Annotated in this window: 9 protein-coding genes; 6 read left to right on the plus strand and 3 right to left on the minus strand. The window is 74.3% G+C overall.

Annotation, left to right across the window (positions count from 1 at the left end):
- Window positions 1–138: 138 nt before the first annotated feature.
- Together SM573_RS27125 and SM573_RS27130 are read left to right on the plus strand one after the other, a co-directional pair.
- Window positions 139–660, plus strand: a complete 522-nt coding sequence (locus tag SM573_RS27125) for a sigma-70 family RNA polymerase sigma factor (RefSeq protein ID WP_474614152.1) — start codon at window positions 139–141, stop codon at window positions 658–660.
- Window positions 661–781: 121 nt separating this feature from the next.
- Complete coding sequence (locus SM573_RS27130; protein WP_474617344.1) at window positions 782–3,583, plus strand: AfsR/SARP family transcriptional regulator; 2,802 nt, start codon at window positions 782–784, stop codon at window positions 3,581–3,583.
- A gap of 42 nt (window positions 3,584–3,625) precedes the next feature.
- Here the strand turns inward: SM573_RS27130 and SM573_RS27135 are convergent, their stop codons facing one another.
- Window positions 3,626–6,964: a S8 family serine peptidase gene (locus tag SM573_RS27135; RefSeq protein WP_474617345.1), complete on the minus strand. Its 3,339-nt coding sequence runs from the start codon at window positions 6,962–6,964 to the stop codon at window positions 3,626–3,628.
- 199 nt (window positions 6,965–7,163) lie between these two features.
- Here SM573_RS27135 and SM573_RS27140 point away from each other — a divergent pair, with 199 nt between their 5' ends.
- From SM573_RS27140 to SM573_RS27155, 4 genes are all read left to right on the plus strand, one after another.
- Window positions 7,164–7,769 carry a D-alanyl-D-alanine carboxypeptidase family protein gene (locus SM573_RS27140; RefSeq protein WP_474617346.1) on the plus strand — a complete coding sequence of 202 codons (606 nt, stop codon included), beginning with the start codon at window positions 7,164–7,166 and terminating at the stop codon, window positions 7,767–7,769.
- Window positions 7,766–9,745 (plus strand): sensor histidine kinase, encoded by a 1,980-nt coding sequence (locus SM573_RS27145; RefSeq protein ID WP_474617393.1) that lies wholly within the window; start codon window positions 7,766–7,768, stop codon window positions 9,743–9,745. The genes SM573_RS27140 and SM573_RS27145 overlap by 4 nt, the downstream gene beginning before the upstream one ends.
- A gap of 374 nt (window positions 9,746–10,119) precedes the next feature.
- On the plus strand, window positions 10,120–11,307 hold the full coding sequence (gene tuf / locus SM573_RS27150; protein WP_474617347.1) for an elongation factor Tu: 1,188 nt from the start codon (window positions 10,120–10,122) through the stop codon (window positions 11,305–11,307).
- Between the two features lie 127 nt (window positions 11,308–11,434).
- Window positions 11,435–11,674: a hypothetical protein gene (locus SM573_RS27155; RefSeq protein WP_474617348.1), complete on the plus strand. Its 240-nt coding sequence runs from the start codon at window positions 11,435–11,437 to the stop codon at window positions 11,672–11,674.
- Here the strand turns inward: SM573_RS27155 and SM573_RS27160 are convergent.
- Window positions 11,611–12,507: an RNA polymerase sigma-70 factor gene (locus SM573_RS27160; RefSeq protein WP_474614146.1), complete on the minus strand. Its 897-nt coding sequence runs from the start codon at window positions 12,505–12,507 to the stop codon at window positions 11,611–11,613. The two genes, SM573_RS27155 and SM573_RS27160, sit on opposite strands and share 64 nt — an antisense overlap.
- Window positions 12,508–12,574: 67 nt before the next feature.
- Window positions 12,575–13,774, minus strand: a complete 1,200-nt coding sequence (locus tag SM573_RS27165; RefSeq protein WP_474617349.1) for an NAD(P)/FAD-dependent oxidoreductase — start codon at window positions 13,772–13,774, stop codon at window positions 12,575–12,577.
- Window positions 13,775–14,006 lie beyond the last annotated feature (232 nt).

Consider the following 14,006-nt stretch of genomic DNA (forward strand, 5'->3'; position numbering starts at 1 on the left):
GCGGAGGTCACGTCGCGTCCACGGGCGGTGGCGATCGGCGACGGCACTCGATCCGCACTCGCGCGTCAGTCCATTGGCATCGGCCGTCCCTAGGCTCGGACCTCATCCGCCATTGCCTCTGCCTGTGGGGGAAACACCATGCTGCGGGCATCTGACGAAACGACCGGCCGGGCCGAGCGCATGACCGCGCTGCACACCGACCACGCCCGCGCCGTGCTGCGTCTGCTGCTCGTGCTGACCCACGGTCAGCGGCAGACCGCCGAGGACCTGCTCCAGGAGACGATGCTGCGGGCCTGGCGGCACCTCGACTCCGTGCCGACCGAGCCCGACGCCGCCCGCCGGTGGCTCGTCACCGTCGCCCGCCGGCTCGTCATCGACGGCGTGCGGCTGCGGCGGGGCCGCCCGGCCGAGGTCCACCTCGTGGACATGACCTGGATACCCGCCGGTGACGACACCACCGGCAGCGCCCTCGCGTCGCACGCCATCCGGCGCGCGCTCGGTCGGCTCAGCCCGGCGCAGCGCAGCCTGCTCTCCGAGGTGTACCTGGTCGGCCGGTCCGCGGAGGAGGTCGCAGGGCGGCTGGGCGTGCCGATCGGCACGGTCAAGTCCCGGACCCACCACGCGCTGCGCGCCCTGCGCACCGGCCTGCGGGCGGCGTAGCCACGCACCACCCGTCGGGTTGAGTCGCAGCTCACAGTGCCGCCATGCGCGCCCGTCGCGGGGCGCGGGCCCTGCCACGCTCCGGGGCCGTGGCAACTAGCCCCGTACGGATCGGACCACGGTGACCGGCCCGCTCTCGTTCTCCGTCCTCGGGCCGGTGCGGGCGTGGCGCGGCCCGTCGGAGATCGACCTGGGCACCCGGCAGCAGCGGCTGATCGTGGCGTTGCTGCTCGCCCGCGCCGGAGCCGCCACCAGCGTCGCCGAGCTGGTCGACCTGCTCTGGCCCGCCGACCCTCCGCCGAGCGCGGTCAACGTGGTGCACCGGCACATCGGGATGCTCCGGCGGCACTTCGAGCCGGGCCTGCCGACGCGGGCGGCGGGCACGGTGCTGGTCCGTGACGGCGCCGAGTACCGGATGCGCGTCGACGGGGAGTCGCTCGACCTGCTGCGCTTCCGGCGCCTCGTCGCCCGGGCCGCGGCCGCCTCCGGCGAGCCGGCTGTGCAGCTGTACCGGGAGGCGCTTCTGCTGTGGCGCGACCGGTGCGCGTCCGGGCTGCACCCCGACGGTCGACCCCATCCGGAGTTCGTCGCCGTCGACAGCGAGCGGTTCGCGGCCGTGCGCGCCGCGACCGACGCCGCCCTGCGGGCCGGGTGCGTGCCCGTGGTGCTACCGGTGATCCGGCTGGCCGCCCAGCAGGAGCCGCTCGACGAGGCGCTGCAGGCACGGCTGCTGCTCGCGCTCGCCGCGGACGGCCGGCGCGCCGAGGCCCTCGCCGCGTACGCCGACATCGCGCACCGGCTCGCCGACGAACTCGGCATCCGGCCGGGTGCCGAGCTGCGGGCGGCCCGGGACCGGCTGCTCCACGACGACACCCCGACCGGCACCGACCGTTCCGCTGGTGCCGCCCGCGCGGCGCCCGAGGCGCCGCCGGTCCGCGCCGCGCCGCCCGCCCAGTTGCCGGCCGACCACCCCTACTTCACCGGCCGGCGCGACGTGATCGCCGCCGCCGAGCGGCTGCTGGCCGGGGAGCGACCGCCCAGCGCGCTGGTCGTCGACGGCATGCCGGGCGTCGGGAAGACCACCCTCGCGGTGCACCTGGCCCACCAGCTGGCCCCCCGCTACCCCGACGGGCAGTTGCACGCGGACCTGCGCGGCTTCGACTCCGGGGACTCGGTGATGACACCGGCCGAGGTGCTGCGCGGTTTCCTGTGGTCCCTCGGGGTCGCGCCGACCGCCATCCCGGCCGAGCTGCACGCCCAGGCCGGCCTCTACCGCAGCATCCTGGCCGAGCGCCGCATGCTGATCCTGCTGGACAACTGCCGCGACTGGGATCAGATCCGTCACCTGCTGCCCGGCACCGGCGGCAGTCTCGTCATCGCCACCAGCCGCCGCCGGGTCACCGCCGTGGCCGGCACGGCCGGCGCGTTCCCCCTGCACCTCGACCTGCTAACCGACGCCGAGGCGCGCGAGCTGCTCACCCGCCGGCTCGGCGACGCGGCGGCCGCCGAGCCGGCCGCCGTCGACGAGATCATCGCGCGCTGCGGACGGCTCCCGCTGGCCCTGGCGCTGGTCGCCACCCGAAGCGTCGGCCGGCCCGGGCTCAGCCTGCCCGCCGTCGCCGGTGAGCTGGCCGGGGCCGAGGGTCGCCTGGCCGGCTTCGGGGACGCCGACGCCGACCTGGAGGCGATCTTCTCCTGGTCGTACCGGGCGTTGAGCACCGAGGCGGCCCGGCTGTTCCGGCTGTTGCCCCTGCATCCGGCCCGCGAGGTGAGCACGGAGGCGGCGGCGGCCCTGGCCGGTGTGTCCCCGCGGGCCGTCCGCGGCCTGCTCGCCGAACTCGGCGCGCACCTGCTGGTCCAGCCCGGCGAGGGCCGGTGGCGGATGCACGATCTGCTGCACGCCTACGCCGTGGAGCTCGGGGAGGAGCACGACGCCGGAGCCGACCGCGCCGCCGCCGTCCAGCGTGTCCACGACTACTACCAGCTCAGCGCTTACGCGGCGCATCTTCCGTTGCTTCCCCAGGTGCCGTTGCCGCCGCCGCGGCCGTCCCCGCGGGGGGTCACCGGGCGCGCCTTCACCGGCCGGGCCGAGGCGATGGCGTGGTTCGCCGCCGAGCAGCGGGTGCTGACCGACCTCGTCGCGCGGGCGCAGGAGCACGGCCGGCCCGACACGGCCTGGCAGGTCGCGTTGGCCATGCAGAACTACTTCCAGGACACCGCGCAGTTCAAGGCGTGGGCGGTGGCGGTGAGCGCCGGTCTCGCCGCGGCCGGGCACGACCCGGTCGCCCAGGCGCTGTCGCACCGCAGCCTCGCGGGCGCCTGCTACTTCCTGGCCGATCTGGACCGCGGCCTGTCGCACCTGGAGCACGCCCGGGCGCTCTTCGACCGGCTCGGCCGGCGCACCGAGCAGGGCCACGTGGAGAACAACATCGCCGAGATCCGGCTGGACCAGCGGCGCTACCAGGAGGCGATCCGGCACGCCGAGGCGGCGCGGGAACTCTTCCACGCCGAGGGGAACGTGCGGGGGGCGACCAACGCCCTGCTGGTCATCGCCCGCGCGCAGGGCTGGCTCGGGCGGCACGCCGAGGCGCTGGGCATGTTCGTCGAGGCGCGAGGGCAGTTCGAGGCCCTCGGCGACCTGCACGGGTTGGGCACCACCCAGGCCTGGCTGGCGCACACGTACTCGATGATCGACGACCTGCCGCACGCGATGGCGGCCTGGCAGCAGGCGATCGACACCTTCCGCGACGCCCGGGCCCCGCACCACACCGCCGAGGTGTTGGTGTCCATCGGTGACTTCCACTCCGCCAACGGGGACCCGGTGCTGGCCGGGCAGGCGTGGAGCGAGGCCCTGGCCGAACTCGACGGGACGGACTCGCCGATGGCCCGGCGGGTGCGTGACCGGTTGCTCTGGCACCGGTGACCCGGGCGCGGCGCCCGCGGGCGCCGCGCCCGGGGCCCACCGTCAGTAGCGGTAGGCGCGGATGATGGTCTGCTTGACCGTGTTGCCGCTGGTGTCCGTCGCGGCGGACCGCAGTGAGACGAAGCCGGTGCCGGCCGGGTTGTGGACCCAGGCGACGGCCTTCTCACCCGTGCGCAGCACGGGCAGCTTCCGCCAGGTCTTGCCGTCGTCGACGGACGCCTCGACGGTCAACGTCCTGGTCCGGGCCGGAGCCGCCCCGACCTGACGGTCGAGCGAGATCGGGATCGGGAACAGGCGGTTGGCCGGCGCGCGGTTGTCGATGTCGAGCTGCGGGGTGTACCGGATGGCGGTCATCGGCAGCTTCACCAGGTCGCCGTCGCCGACGTGCGCGGACGTGAAGGTCCACTCGGCGTCGACCACCGTCGACAGGGTGAACGCGGGGTCGCTGCGGAACGTCGCGGCCAGCCGGTAGCTGCCCTTCTCCGCGGGCACCTCCCACGTCCAGGGGGCCTGGTTCGCGTCGCCGATCTTGACGCCGTCGCGGTAGAGGTCCACCTGCACGCTGCCGCCGACGACGTGCCGGAAGCCCATGTGCCCGGCGCCGTCGCCGTGCAGCGGTCCCGGCCCGCCGAGGGTGTCACCCCAGTAGCGGGTGGCGAACTGCTGGCCGAAGTTCGGCTCCGGGAAGACCGGCCCGGCCACCGCGTTGGCCCACGTCACCGTGTACGTGCGTCCGGGCTTGAAGCTCGTCCACGGCGACTGGTAGTACGTGTACCCCTGCTGGGCTGAGGTCGACTGCCAGACCGCCTTCTTGTCCTGGTTGTAGTACTCGGTGATGGTGCGCGGCACGTCGTAGGTGAAGCTCGGCGGGGTCTGGCGCCCGTCGTTCGACCGGCTGATCGGCGAGTTGCCCGGGGCGTGCGCGACCGCGAGCCGCGACACCGGCACGTCGGCCACGTCCGCGCTGATCCGGGACCGGACCGTGGCGAAGTCGTCCGCCCGCAGCCTGCGGGTCAGGCCGGTCATCATTTTCTCCGGCTCGTAGAGGTAGACCCGGTAGACGTACGGGCTGTTGTGCAGGCGGCCGTCCTCGGCCACCTGGCCCCACATGCCGTTGACGTAGGAGACGAACCCGGGGGTCCGTCCGGCGCCGATCTGCGCGGTGCGTACCCGGTCGAAGGCGACGTTCATCAGCACGCCGTACGGGTCGTTGCTGCCCCAGATCTGCGGCTGCTGTGTCCGGATCGTCCAACCGGACTCCTGGAAGACCGCAGTGGCATTCGGCTTGGGCACCGACACCGCGATCGGCTTGGCGAGGCGGGCGTCCATGGTGAGCGCCTGGTCCCGGGTGAGGTCGAGGCTGGGGCGCACCAGTGACGTGATCTGCGAGGCGTCCGAACCGAACGTCTCCAGGTAGGTCTGCACGAGGTAGCGGCCCGCGCGGACGCGGTGCGTCGTGACGGTGGGGTCACCGAGCACCAGGAGGGTCTGTCGGTCGAGGTCGGTCAGGACGGTCACCCAGCCCTGCTCGGGCGTGGGCGCGCCGCCGTCCGGCCCGACGAGCTTGAGGGTCAGCTGGCGACGGGCGATGTCGAGGGCCACGGGGGTCTGCACCTGCGTACCGCCGCCGGTGGCGGTCACCTGCCCGCCGACGTAGCGGTCGGGCAGGTCGGCGCCGGCCCGCACGGTCACGCCCACGGTGGCCGTGCCGCCGGCCGGAACCGTCACCGAGGAAGCGGTGAGGGTGAACAGGCCGGCCGGCGCCGGTGCGCCGTCGGCGTCCCTGGCGTCGAGGGAGACGGCCAGGGTGAGAGGGGTGGAGCCGCTGTTCGCGTAGGTGATGGTGCGGGTCTGGGCGGTGGTGGTCCGCTCGAACGCCACGCTGACCGGGCTCGACGTGACGCTCTGGCGGGTCGCCCGCGCGACGTCGAGGAACCCGGCGCCCTGCTCGTAGACACCGATGGTGGCGCTCGGCTGCGCGGCTGCCATGAGGGTGGACTTGATCCGCTCCGGCCCCCAGTCCGGGTGCTGCTGCGCCAGGATGGCGGCGGCGCCGGCGACGTGCGGGGTGGCCATCGAGGTGCCGTTCATGCTGGTGTACTGCGGGTTCTCGGCCGGCCACAGGTCAGAGGTCGAGCTGCGGGCGGCGACGATGCCGACGCCGGGGGCGGTGAGGTCGGGCTTGATGCCGGCGTCACCCGCGCGCGGGCCGCGGCTGGAGAACTCGGCCAGCTCGCCCGTCTTGGTGACCGCGCCGACGGTGAGCGCCTCGTCCACGCTGCCGGGCGAGTCCACGGTGGACTCGCCGCCCGCGCCGTCGTTTCCGGCGGCGACGACGAAGAGGACGCCGTAGCGGCGGGTGAGGTCGGTGACGGCCGCCTCGATCGGGTCGGTCTCCGGGCTGTCGGGGCCGCCGAGGCTCATGTTGGCGACCTTGACGCCCTGCTGCGCCGCCCAGGTCATGCCGGCCAGGATCGCCGACTCGGGGCAGCCCACCTCGGTGCAGACCTTGGCGCTGTAGAGGGTGGCGTCGGGCGCCATGCCCCGGTACCGGCCCTCGGAGGCGGCGGCGGTGCCGGCGATGGTGGAGGCGACGTGGGTGCCATGGCCGACGCGGTCGAGGGTGTCCGGGTCGGCGGTGAAGTTCTCCGCGGCGGCGACCCGGCCGGCCAGGTCGGGGTGGGTCTGGTCCACACCGGTGTCGATCACGCCGACCTTCACCCCGGCGCCGGTCCAGCCGGCCTTCCACGCCTGCGGCGCGCCGGTCAGGGGGACGCTGACGTCGAGGGTGGGGCGGCGCAGCCCGTCGAGCCAGATCTTGTCGAACCCGGCCCGCAGCTGCCGCTCGGTGCCTTTCGCGGTCGACGTGACGGTGTTCCAGAAGGCCACCGCGTCCGCGCGGTTCTCCGCCACGGCGCTCGCCCCGGGCAGCTGCCGGGTGGTCCGGGCGCCGGTGAGGCCGGTCGGGGCGGCGTCGCGGTGCTGGACGATGAGCGGCAGGGTGGCGCGCGTGTCGTCGTAGCCGAAGTCGATCAACGTCGAGATGTCGAAGAGCCGCGCGTCGAGCTTGCCCCGGTTGAGCAGGCCGACGGCGTCGGCGGGGATGACCCGCACGTCCTCGCCGGCGCTGTGGGTGATGAACGGGACGCGTTCGCGTCCCTTGCCCGGCACGACGTCGACGGCGGTGCGGCCGTCGACCGTGCTGACGTGGACGGTGTCGCCGGTGAGCAGGGTGACCGTCCGGGCTGTGGCCGCGACCGGGGGTGTGGTGGCCGGCTTCGCGGCCCGGGGCTGCGCCGCCGCGGGCGTGCCGCCCGGAGCCGCCGCCGAGACGCCCAGCACCAGTAGTGCCAGCGCCGATAACGTGCGAACTGACCGCATCTTTCTCCCTAGTGAACGCGAGAGGTATCCGGGTGCTCCGGACGTGACCGGCAGGTGAAAGTTCACCGAAAGTGACCCGGGTCACAGTGAATTCCCGCATCTCGATCGGGAGGCGAGTACCGGTACCTAGTGGTGGCCCGTCGGCGCTGGGTATCCGCACTCTCGTCCGGCGGCCACCGGGACGAAGATCTTTGGTGGCATGCCTCCGAACGACAGCCGCCGGGCCGGAATCGTGCCCACCGTACGCCGCCGCGACCACGTCTACCGGGCGGCCACCCGGCTCCTGGCCCTCCTGCTCACTCCGGTGGCCGCCCTGCTCGCTCCCGGGCGCGCCCGGCACACGGCGTGCCAGTGGGCGTTGACGCTGCGCTTCCCCGCCGAGGACCTGACCGGCCTCACCGCGGCGGCGCGGGCGGCGTTCGAGGCGGCGCGCGCGCAGGCGTTGTGGCGCGACGGGGAGCTGATCGGTCTCACCTGCGGCTACCGGGACGCCGCCAGGCAGGCGGCGCTGTACGCCGAGGAGGTCCGGCGCATCGGCTCCACGACGGCCGGTCCCCGGTGGACGTTGCCGCCGCACGAGTCGCGCCACGTGGCGGGCGACGCCGTCGACGTGCGCCCCACCGAGGGCGCGCGCTGGCTGGAGCGGCACGGCGCGCGGTACGGCCTGTACCGCAGGTACGACAACGAGTGGTGGCACTTCGAGTACTGCCCGGACGGGCCGCCGGACCGCCTGCCGTACCCCGGTGCGCCCGCCCCGGTGCGGGGCCGGCGGGCGGACAGCGTGGCGCCGGCGTGTCGGTCATGATCTGGAGCATGGTGTCGACGCTGCGGTGGCGGGAGATCCTCGCCGGCCTGGGTGGCTGCCTGTTGCTGGCGGTGGCGACGTCACCCCAGTACGCCGGCGGACCGCCGCCGTTCATCGCGACGCCGGGCCGGGCGGAGTTCCACGCCGACGGGCTGGTCCACGCCCTGGTCCCGATCGTGGCCACCGTGGCGGGTCTGTGCCTGCTGCGCTGGTGGCCGTACCTGCTGTCGGTGGCCGGGCTGCTCACCGTGCTCGATGTGTGGGCGAACCTGACGGGAAGCTACCCGCCGGTGGCGGCCCTCGCGCAGTCCGCCGCGTACCCGCTGGCCCTGGTGGCTGTGCTCGCCTGCGCCCAGGCCCTGCTGTGCGGCGGCGCGCCGGCGGCGGGCGTCGCCCTGGCGGGGCTGGCGACCGGGGCCCGCCTGTTCGGCTCCGCGATGGTCGGCCCCGGTTGGCTCTACCAGGATCCGTCCCGGCCGGCCTGGCACGCCGTCATGACCGCCGTCGCTGTCGCCGCCGTCGTGCCCGTGGTCCGTGAACTCGGGCGGGGCGGCGACCGCGGCGAGGCCGCGGTGCCCGAGCCGGGCCCCTGGGCGTGGCGGCGGCTGCGGTTGGTCATCGCCGCCGGCCTGGCGGTGTGCCTGGCGCTTCCGCTGTCGCTGTTGACCACCGAGCGGCTCGCGGCGCTGCTCGACGTCACCTGGTCGGCCCTGTACCGCCACAGCTACGTCACCGTCGCGGTGACCGGCGCGGTCACGCTCGTGCTGGCGACCGCGCTGGCGGCGCTCGCGGGGCGGTGGTCGCTGGCCGCGGCGCTGTCGGTCGCGACCGCGCAGGTGGCGGTGGCGGCACCGCTGATCCTGGCGTACACCGCGCTCAGCGCCGTGGGTTCGGTGCGGTGGCTGGGCGCGCTCGCGGGGGTGGCGCTCGGCGCCATCGCGCTCGCCGGGCGCTGGCGGGTCGCCGCGGCCGCCACGCTGGCGGCGGGCGCGGCGACGGCGGTCTTCATCGCGTACGCCGCCACCACGGGGCATCCGGAGAAGCTGGCCGACCAGCAGCGCGTCGTTCCGGGGCTCCTCCTACTCGTCCTGGCCACCGCGGCGGGCACCGCGGTCGCCGGGGCGGCCGCGCCGGTGCTCGCGCCCCGTGGCGCGGTCCCGGCCGTGCTCGGTCCCCTCGTCGGCGTGCTGGCGGTGGGTGGGCTCCAGACCGTCCAGGTGACGTACCTGCAGGACGGCCTGCCCGTGTCCTCGTATCTCAACCCGGTGTTCCACCTCACCACCTCGGGGGTGCTGCTCCTCGTGGCGGGGGCCGCGATCGGCGGGCTCGGGGTCGCCCACCATCTCGCCGAGCGGTGGGCGGAACGCAAGCGGGCCGAGCTGATCCGGCAGGAGGCCGCGGCCGCGGAGCGGGAGCGGCTGGCCCGGCCCATCCACGACGGGGTGCTCCAGGTGCTGGCGCTGGTCCAGCGGGAGGGCTCGCAGCTGGGCGGGACCGGCTCGCGGCTGGCGAAGCTGGCCGGGGAGCAGGAGGTCGCGCTGCGGAGCCTGCTCACCGGTGGTGGGGCGGCGGCCCGCCCGGACGGTGACGTCGACCTGCGGGCCGCGCTCACCGCTCTGGCCTCCCCCGTCGTCGAGGTCTCCGCGCCCGCGGAGCCGGTGGTGCTGCCGTCGGGCCCCGCCGCGGAGCTGACGGCGGCGGTGCAGGCGGCCCTCGACAACGTCGGCCGGCACGCCGGCCCGACCGCCCGCGCGTGGGTGCTGCTGGAGGACGAGGGGGACGGCGTGCGGGTGACCGTCCGCGACGACGGTGTCGGCTTCGCGCCGCGGCGGCTGGACGACGCGGCCCGCGCCGGACGCCTCGGGGTGGCCCAGTCGATGCGGGGCCGCATCGCCGACCTGGGCGGCACGACGACGATCCACAGCCAGCCGCAGGAGGGCACGGAGGTGGAGTTCTGGGTGCCGCGCCGGAGGTGACGCGCGGCGGCCGGACACCCCCGGTGACGGCGGCCGGTGCGACCGGGCCCGCGGGCCGGCGCGGGAAGGAATATCGATCGCGCCGCCGGGCGTTCCTGGCTACCGTGATCGCCATGTTCCGCACCGTCGGCTCTGTGCCGCCCGCAGGTGTCCACCTGCCGGGCGCCGCCGACGTGTGCGCGTGGCTGGCTGATACCCGAGGCTGACCCTCCTCCCGCTCCGGCAGAACCCACGGAGGAGGGTGGCCCGACGTTGCGGCGCCGCCCCCGGTCGGGGCACGTCGCGACATGCGGTTCTGGCGCGGTTCGTCGCGGATTGGCACCCGCCCGCGTTCGTCGTCCGCCAGCCTTCTTTCCCACTGTGGAGTCCTCATCATGGCCAAGAGCCAGTTCGTGCGCGCGAAGCCGCACCTCAACATCGGCACGATGGGTCACGTCGACCACGGCAAGACGACCCTGACGGCCGCGATCACCAAGGTCCTCGCCGACCGCGACCCCACCGTCAACCGGTTCGTGTCCTTCGACGGCATCGACCGGGCGCCGGAGGAGGTCGCGCGGGGCATCACCATCAACATCGCCCACGTCGAGTACGAGACCGCGACCCGGCACTACGCCCACGTCGACATGCCCGGTCACGCCGACTTCGTGAAGAACATGATCACCGGGGCGGCGCAGGTCGACGGCGCGATCCTGGTCGTCTCCGCGCTCGACGGGGCGATGCCGCAGACCCGTGAGCACGTGCTCCTCGCGCGGCGGGTCGGGGTGCCCTACCTGGTCGTGGCGATGAACAAGGCCGACGCGGTGGACGACCCGGAGCTGCTGGACCTCGTCGAGCTCGAGGTGCGGGAGCTGGTGTCCGAGTACGGGTTCCCCGGCGACGAGGTGCCCGTCGTCCGCGTCTCCGCCCTGCGGGCGCTGGAGGGCGACCCGCGCTGGGTGTCGTCCGTCGTGGAGCTGCTCGACGCCGTCGACCGGTACGTGCCGGTCCCGCCGCGCGAGCTCGGCGAGCCGTTCCTGATGCCGATCGAGAACGTGCTGACGATCTCGGGGCGCGGCACCGTGGTGACGGGCGCCGTAGAGCGGGGCACGTTGCGGGTCGGCGACGCGGTGGAGGTGGTCGGCCTCGGCCCGACGCTGTCGACGGTCGCCACGGGGCTGGAGACCTTCGGTAAGTCGCTGGAGAACGCCGAGGCCGGGGACAACGCCGCGGTGCTGCTGCGCGGGATCAAGCGCGACCAGGTGCAGCGGGGCCAGGTGGTGGCCCTGCCGGGCAGCGTCACGCCGCACCAGCGGTTCCGGGCGCGGCTCTACGCGCTCACCACGGCCGAGGGTGGACGCCACACGCCGTTCTTCGCGAACTACCGGCCGCAGTTCTACTTCCGCACCACGGACGTGGTGGGGTCGGTGGACCTGGGGGACGTGACGATGGTGGTGCCGGGCGACACCGTCGACCTGTCGGTGGAGCTGGGCAAGCCGATCGCGATGCACGTCGGGCTCGGCTTCGCGGTCCGGGAAGGCGGCCGTACGGTGGCCGCCGGCACGGTCACCGAGCTGCTCGACTGAGCGACCCGGACGGGCCCCTCGCCTCGGCGAGGGGCCCGTTCCCGTGCGGTCGGCGCGGTCCCGCCGGGGGGCCGGGGCGGGGCTACGGTGAGAACGCGGACGCGCGCGGCGTGCACCGGTCCACCGGATGACCTTCGCCGACGGCGTCTGGTGGATGTGGCGGGAGGTGCCCGGTTTCCACCAGCGCTTCACCGGCACGCTGAGCCCGGACGGCGACACCATCGACGCGCGGTGGGAGGCGTCCGGCGACGGCGCCGACTGGCGACTCGACTTCGAGATCACGTACCACCGCCGAGCAGGTGTTCATCGCAGCGTGAGCGGGGTCTCGGACCGAACGTGGGTGAGCTTCTCCGGGTTGCGGACATAGTAGAGGCCGGTGATGCGGCCGTCCTCGACGTGGCACGCCATGATGCCGTCGAGCTCCCCGTCCAGGCGTACGAGCAGCGCCGGGTTGCCGTTGACCGTGGTGGGCGCGGCGGTGACGGTGCCCTTGACGTTGCCGAGGCCGCTGAGGAACATGCGGGCCACCTTCCCGGCGCCGACGATCGGCCGCAACGCGGCCTGCTTGACCCCGCCGCCGTCGCTGACGAGGACGACGTCGGGCGCGAGCACGTCGAGGAGGCCCTGCGGATCCCCGGTGTCGATCGCGCGGTGGAACGACTCCAGGGCCGCCCGGGCCTCGCCCGGGGAGACGGTCTGGCGGGGCCGGCGGGCCTCGACGTGCTGGCGGGCGCGGTGCGCGATCTGGCGGACGGCCGCCGGGGTCTTGTCGACGGCGGCCGCGATCTCCTCGTAGCTGACGTCGAAGGCCTCCCGCAGCACGAACACGGCGCGCTCGGTCGGCGAGAGCGTCTCGAGGACGAGCATCAGCGCCATCGACACACTCTCGGCCAGCTCGACGTCCTCTGCCACGTCCGGCGCGGTGAGCAACGGTTCGGGCAACCAGGGCCCGACGTACGCCTCCTTGCGGCGCTTCATGGTGCGCAGCCGGTTGAGCGCCTGTCGGGTCGTGATGCGGACCAGGTAGGCACGCGCGTCACGGACCTTGCCCAGGTCGACCTTCACCCACCGCAGCCAGGTCTCCTGGAGCACGTCCTCGGCGTCGGCGGCCGAGCCGAGCATCTCGTACGCGACGGTGAAGAGCAGGTTGCGGTGGGCGACGAAGGTATCGGTCGCCGGGTCGGTGGCAGGCTCAGGCATCGTCGGATCCCTCTCGTGCTCGGCCGGGCCGCGCCGACCGGGGCCATGTCACGTAGGTGTGCACGGGTCAGACCGCCCGGTCGGCCGGGGTCAGCGCGTCGCCACGCCCGGCGCGCAGCAGCCGCGGGCGCTGGTCGTCCTTGACCCACCAGGTGCGCGCACCGGGCCGGCGTGCCTCGTACGTCATCTGCCAGAGGATGCCCCGGCAGATGAACTCCTTGACCGTCGCCCCCGGGCGGCCACCGATGTGGAGGCCCTTCGCGGTGTCGTTGCGGTGGGCGAACTGGAAGATGCCGGCGCGACGCCCCAGGCTGACGCACTGGCCGAAGAAGCCCACGTCGACGGGGGCCGGTTGCGCGCCCGCGACCCGGCGCAGCACCGTCTCGGCGGCCTGCGGGCCCAGCTGCATCGCCGCCTGGCAGCTCATCCGGTACGGCAGCCCCGACGGCGCCGCCGAGTCGCCGGCCGCGACGATCCGCGGGTCGTCCACGCTCGTCAGCGTCTCGTCGGTGAGCAGGCGGCCCAGGGCGTCGGTGCGCAACCCGCTGCGGCGGGCCAGGTCCGGCACGCCGAACCCGGCGGTCCAGATCGTGACCGCGCTCGGCAGCTCGCGGCCGTCGGCGAGCCGCACGGCGTCGCGGGTCACGGCCGTCACGGTGCTGTCGGTGCCGTCGATCACGGTGACGCCGAGCCGGGCGAGCCGCGTGGCGACCGAGCGCCGTCCGCGCGGGTGCAGGTACGGGCCGAGCACCCCGCCGCAGACCAGGGTCACCCGCCGGCCGGCCTCCGCCAGCTCCGCGGCGGTCTCGATGCCGGTCGGGCCGGCGCCGACCACGGTCACCGCGGCCGTGGCGGGTGCGGCGTCGAGGACCGGCCGCAGCCGCTGCGCCTCCTCCAGTGTGGCGATGGGGTGGGCGAACTCGGCGGCCCCGGGCACCCGCGGGTCGGCGCTGCCGCTGCCCACCGCGTAGATCAGGTAGTCGTAGCCGAGCGTGCCGCCCGTGGCCAACGTGACGCGGCGCTCGGCCGTGTCGATTCCCGTCGCGGTGTCGACGACCAGCTCGACCCGCTCGGCCAGGACCTTCGGGTATTCCACGACCGCGTCGGCGGACCCGGCCACGTGTTGGTGCAGGCGGATCCGGTCGACGAAGGTCGGGCGTGGGTTGATCAGAGTCACCGTCACGTCGTCGCGCTGGGTGAGACGGTTGGCCGCCATGACACCGGCGTACCCGCCGCCGATCACGACCACCTCGGTGTTCCCGGTCATGGTGTGTCCCTTCCGTTCGGGGTTCGACCGTGAAGGCACCGCGCGGTCGCCGGTTGTGACACAGCATGAGCCAGATCACTCGACCGGCGCAGGGGCGAGTATGTCGACCGGCGCGTGCGGGTGTTTCTGGATTCTTTCTTTCAGAATATCCCCGGCCCTGGGGCACGGTCGACGATTTCTCGTATTCGGAGAACGGGCCGCGTGACCGGCTAGTGTTCCCATCGGCGCCGCC

The sequence above is a fragment of the Micromonospora xinjiangensis genome (assembly GCF_056150165.1).

Excerpts from the sequence above, each read along its gene's own strand:
- SM573_RS27145 (WP_474617393.1), top strand. The coding sequence starts at position 7,766 with ATGATCTGGAGCATGGTGTCGACGCTGCGGTGGCGGGAGATCCTCGCC.
- SM573_RS27155 (WP_474617348.1), top strand. The coding sequence starts at position 11,435 with ATGACCTTCGCCGACGGCGTCTGGTGGATGTGGCGGGAGGTGCCCGGT.
- SM573_RS27160 (WP_474614146.1), bottom strand. The coding sequence starts at position 12,507 with ATGCCTGAGCCTGCCACCGACCCGGCGACCGATACCTTCGTCGCCCAC.
- SM573_RS27135 (WP_474617345.1), bottom strand. The coding sequence starts at position 6,964 with ATGCGGTCAGTTCGCACGTTATCGGCGCTGGCACTACTGGTGCTGGGC.
- SM573_RS27140 (WP_474617346.1), top strand. The coding sequence starts at position 7,164 with ATGCCTCCGAACGACAGCCGCCGGGCCGGAATCGTGCCCACCGTACGC.
- SM573_RS27165 (WP_474617349.1), bottom strand. The coding sequence starts at position 13,774 with ATGACCGGGAACACCGAGGTGGTCGTGATCGGCGGCGGGTACGCCGGT.
- SM573_RS27125 (WP_474614152.1), top strand. The coding sequence starts at position 139 with ATGCTGCGGGCATCTGACGAAACGACCGGCCGGGCCGAGCGCATGACC.
- tuf (WP_474617347.1), top strand. The coding sequence starts at position 10,120 with ATGGCCAAGAGCCAGTTCGTGCGCGCGAAGCCGCACCTCAACATCGGC.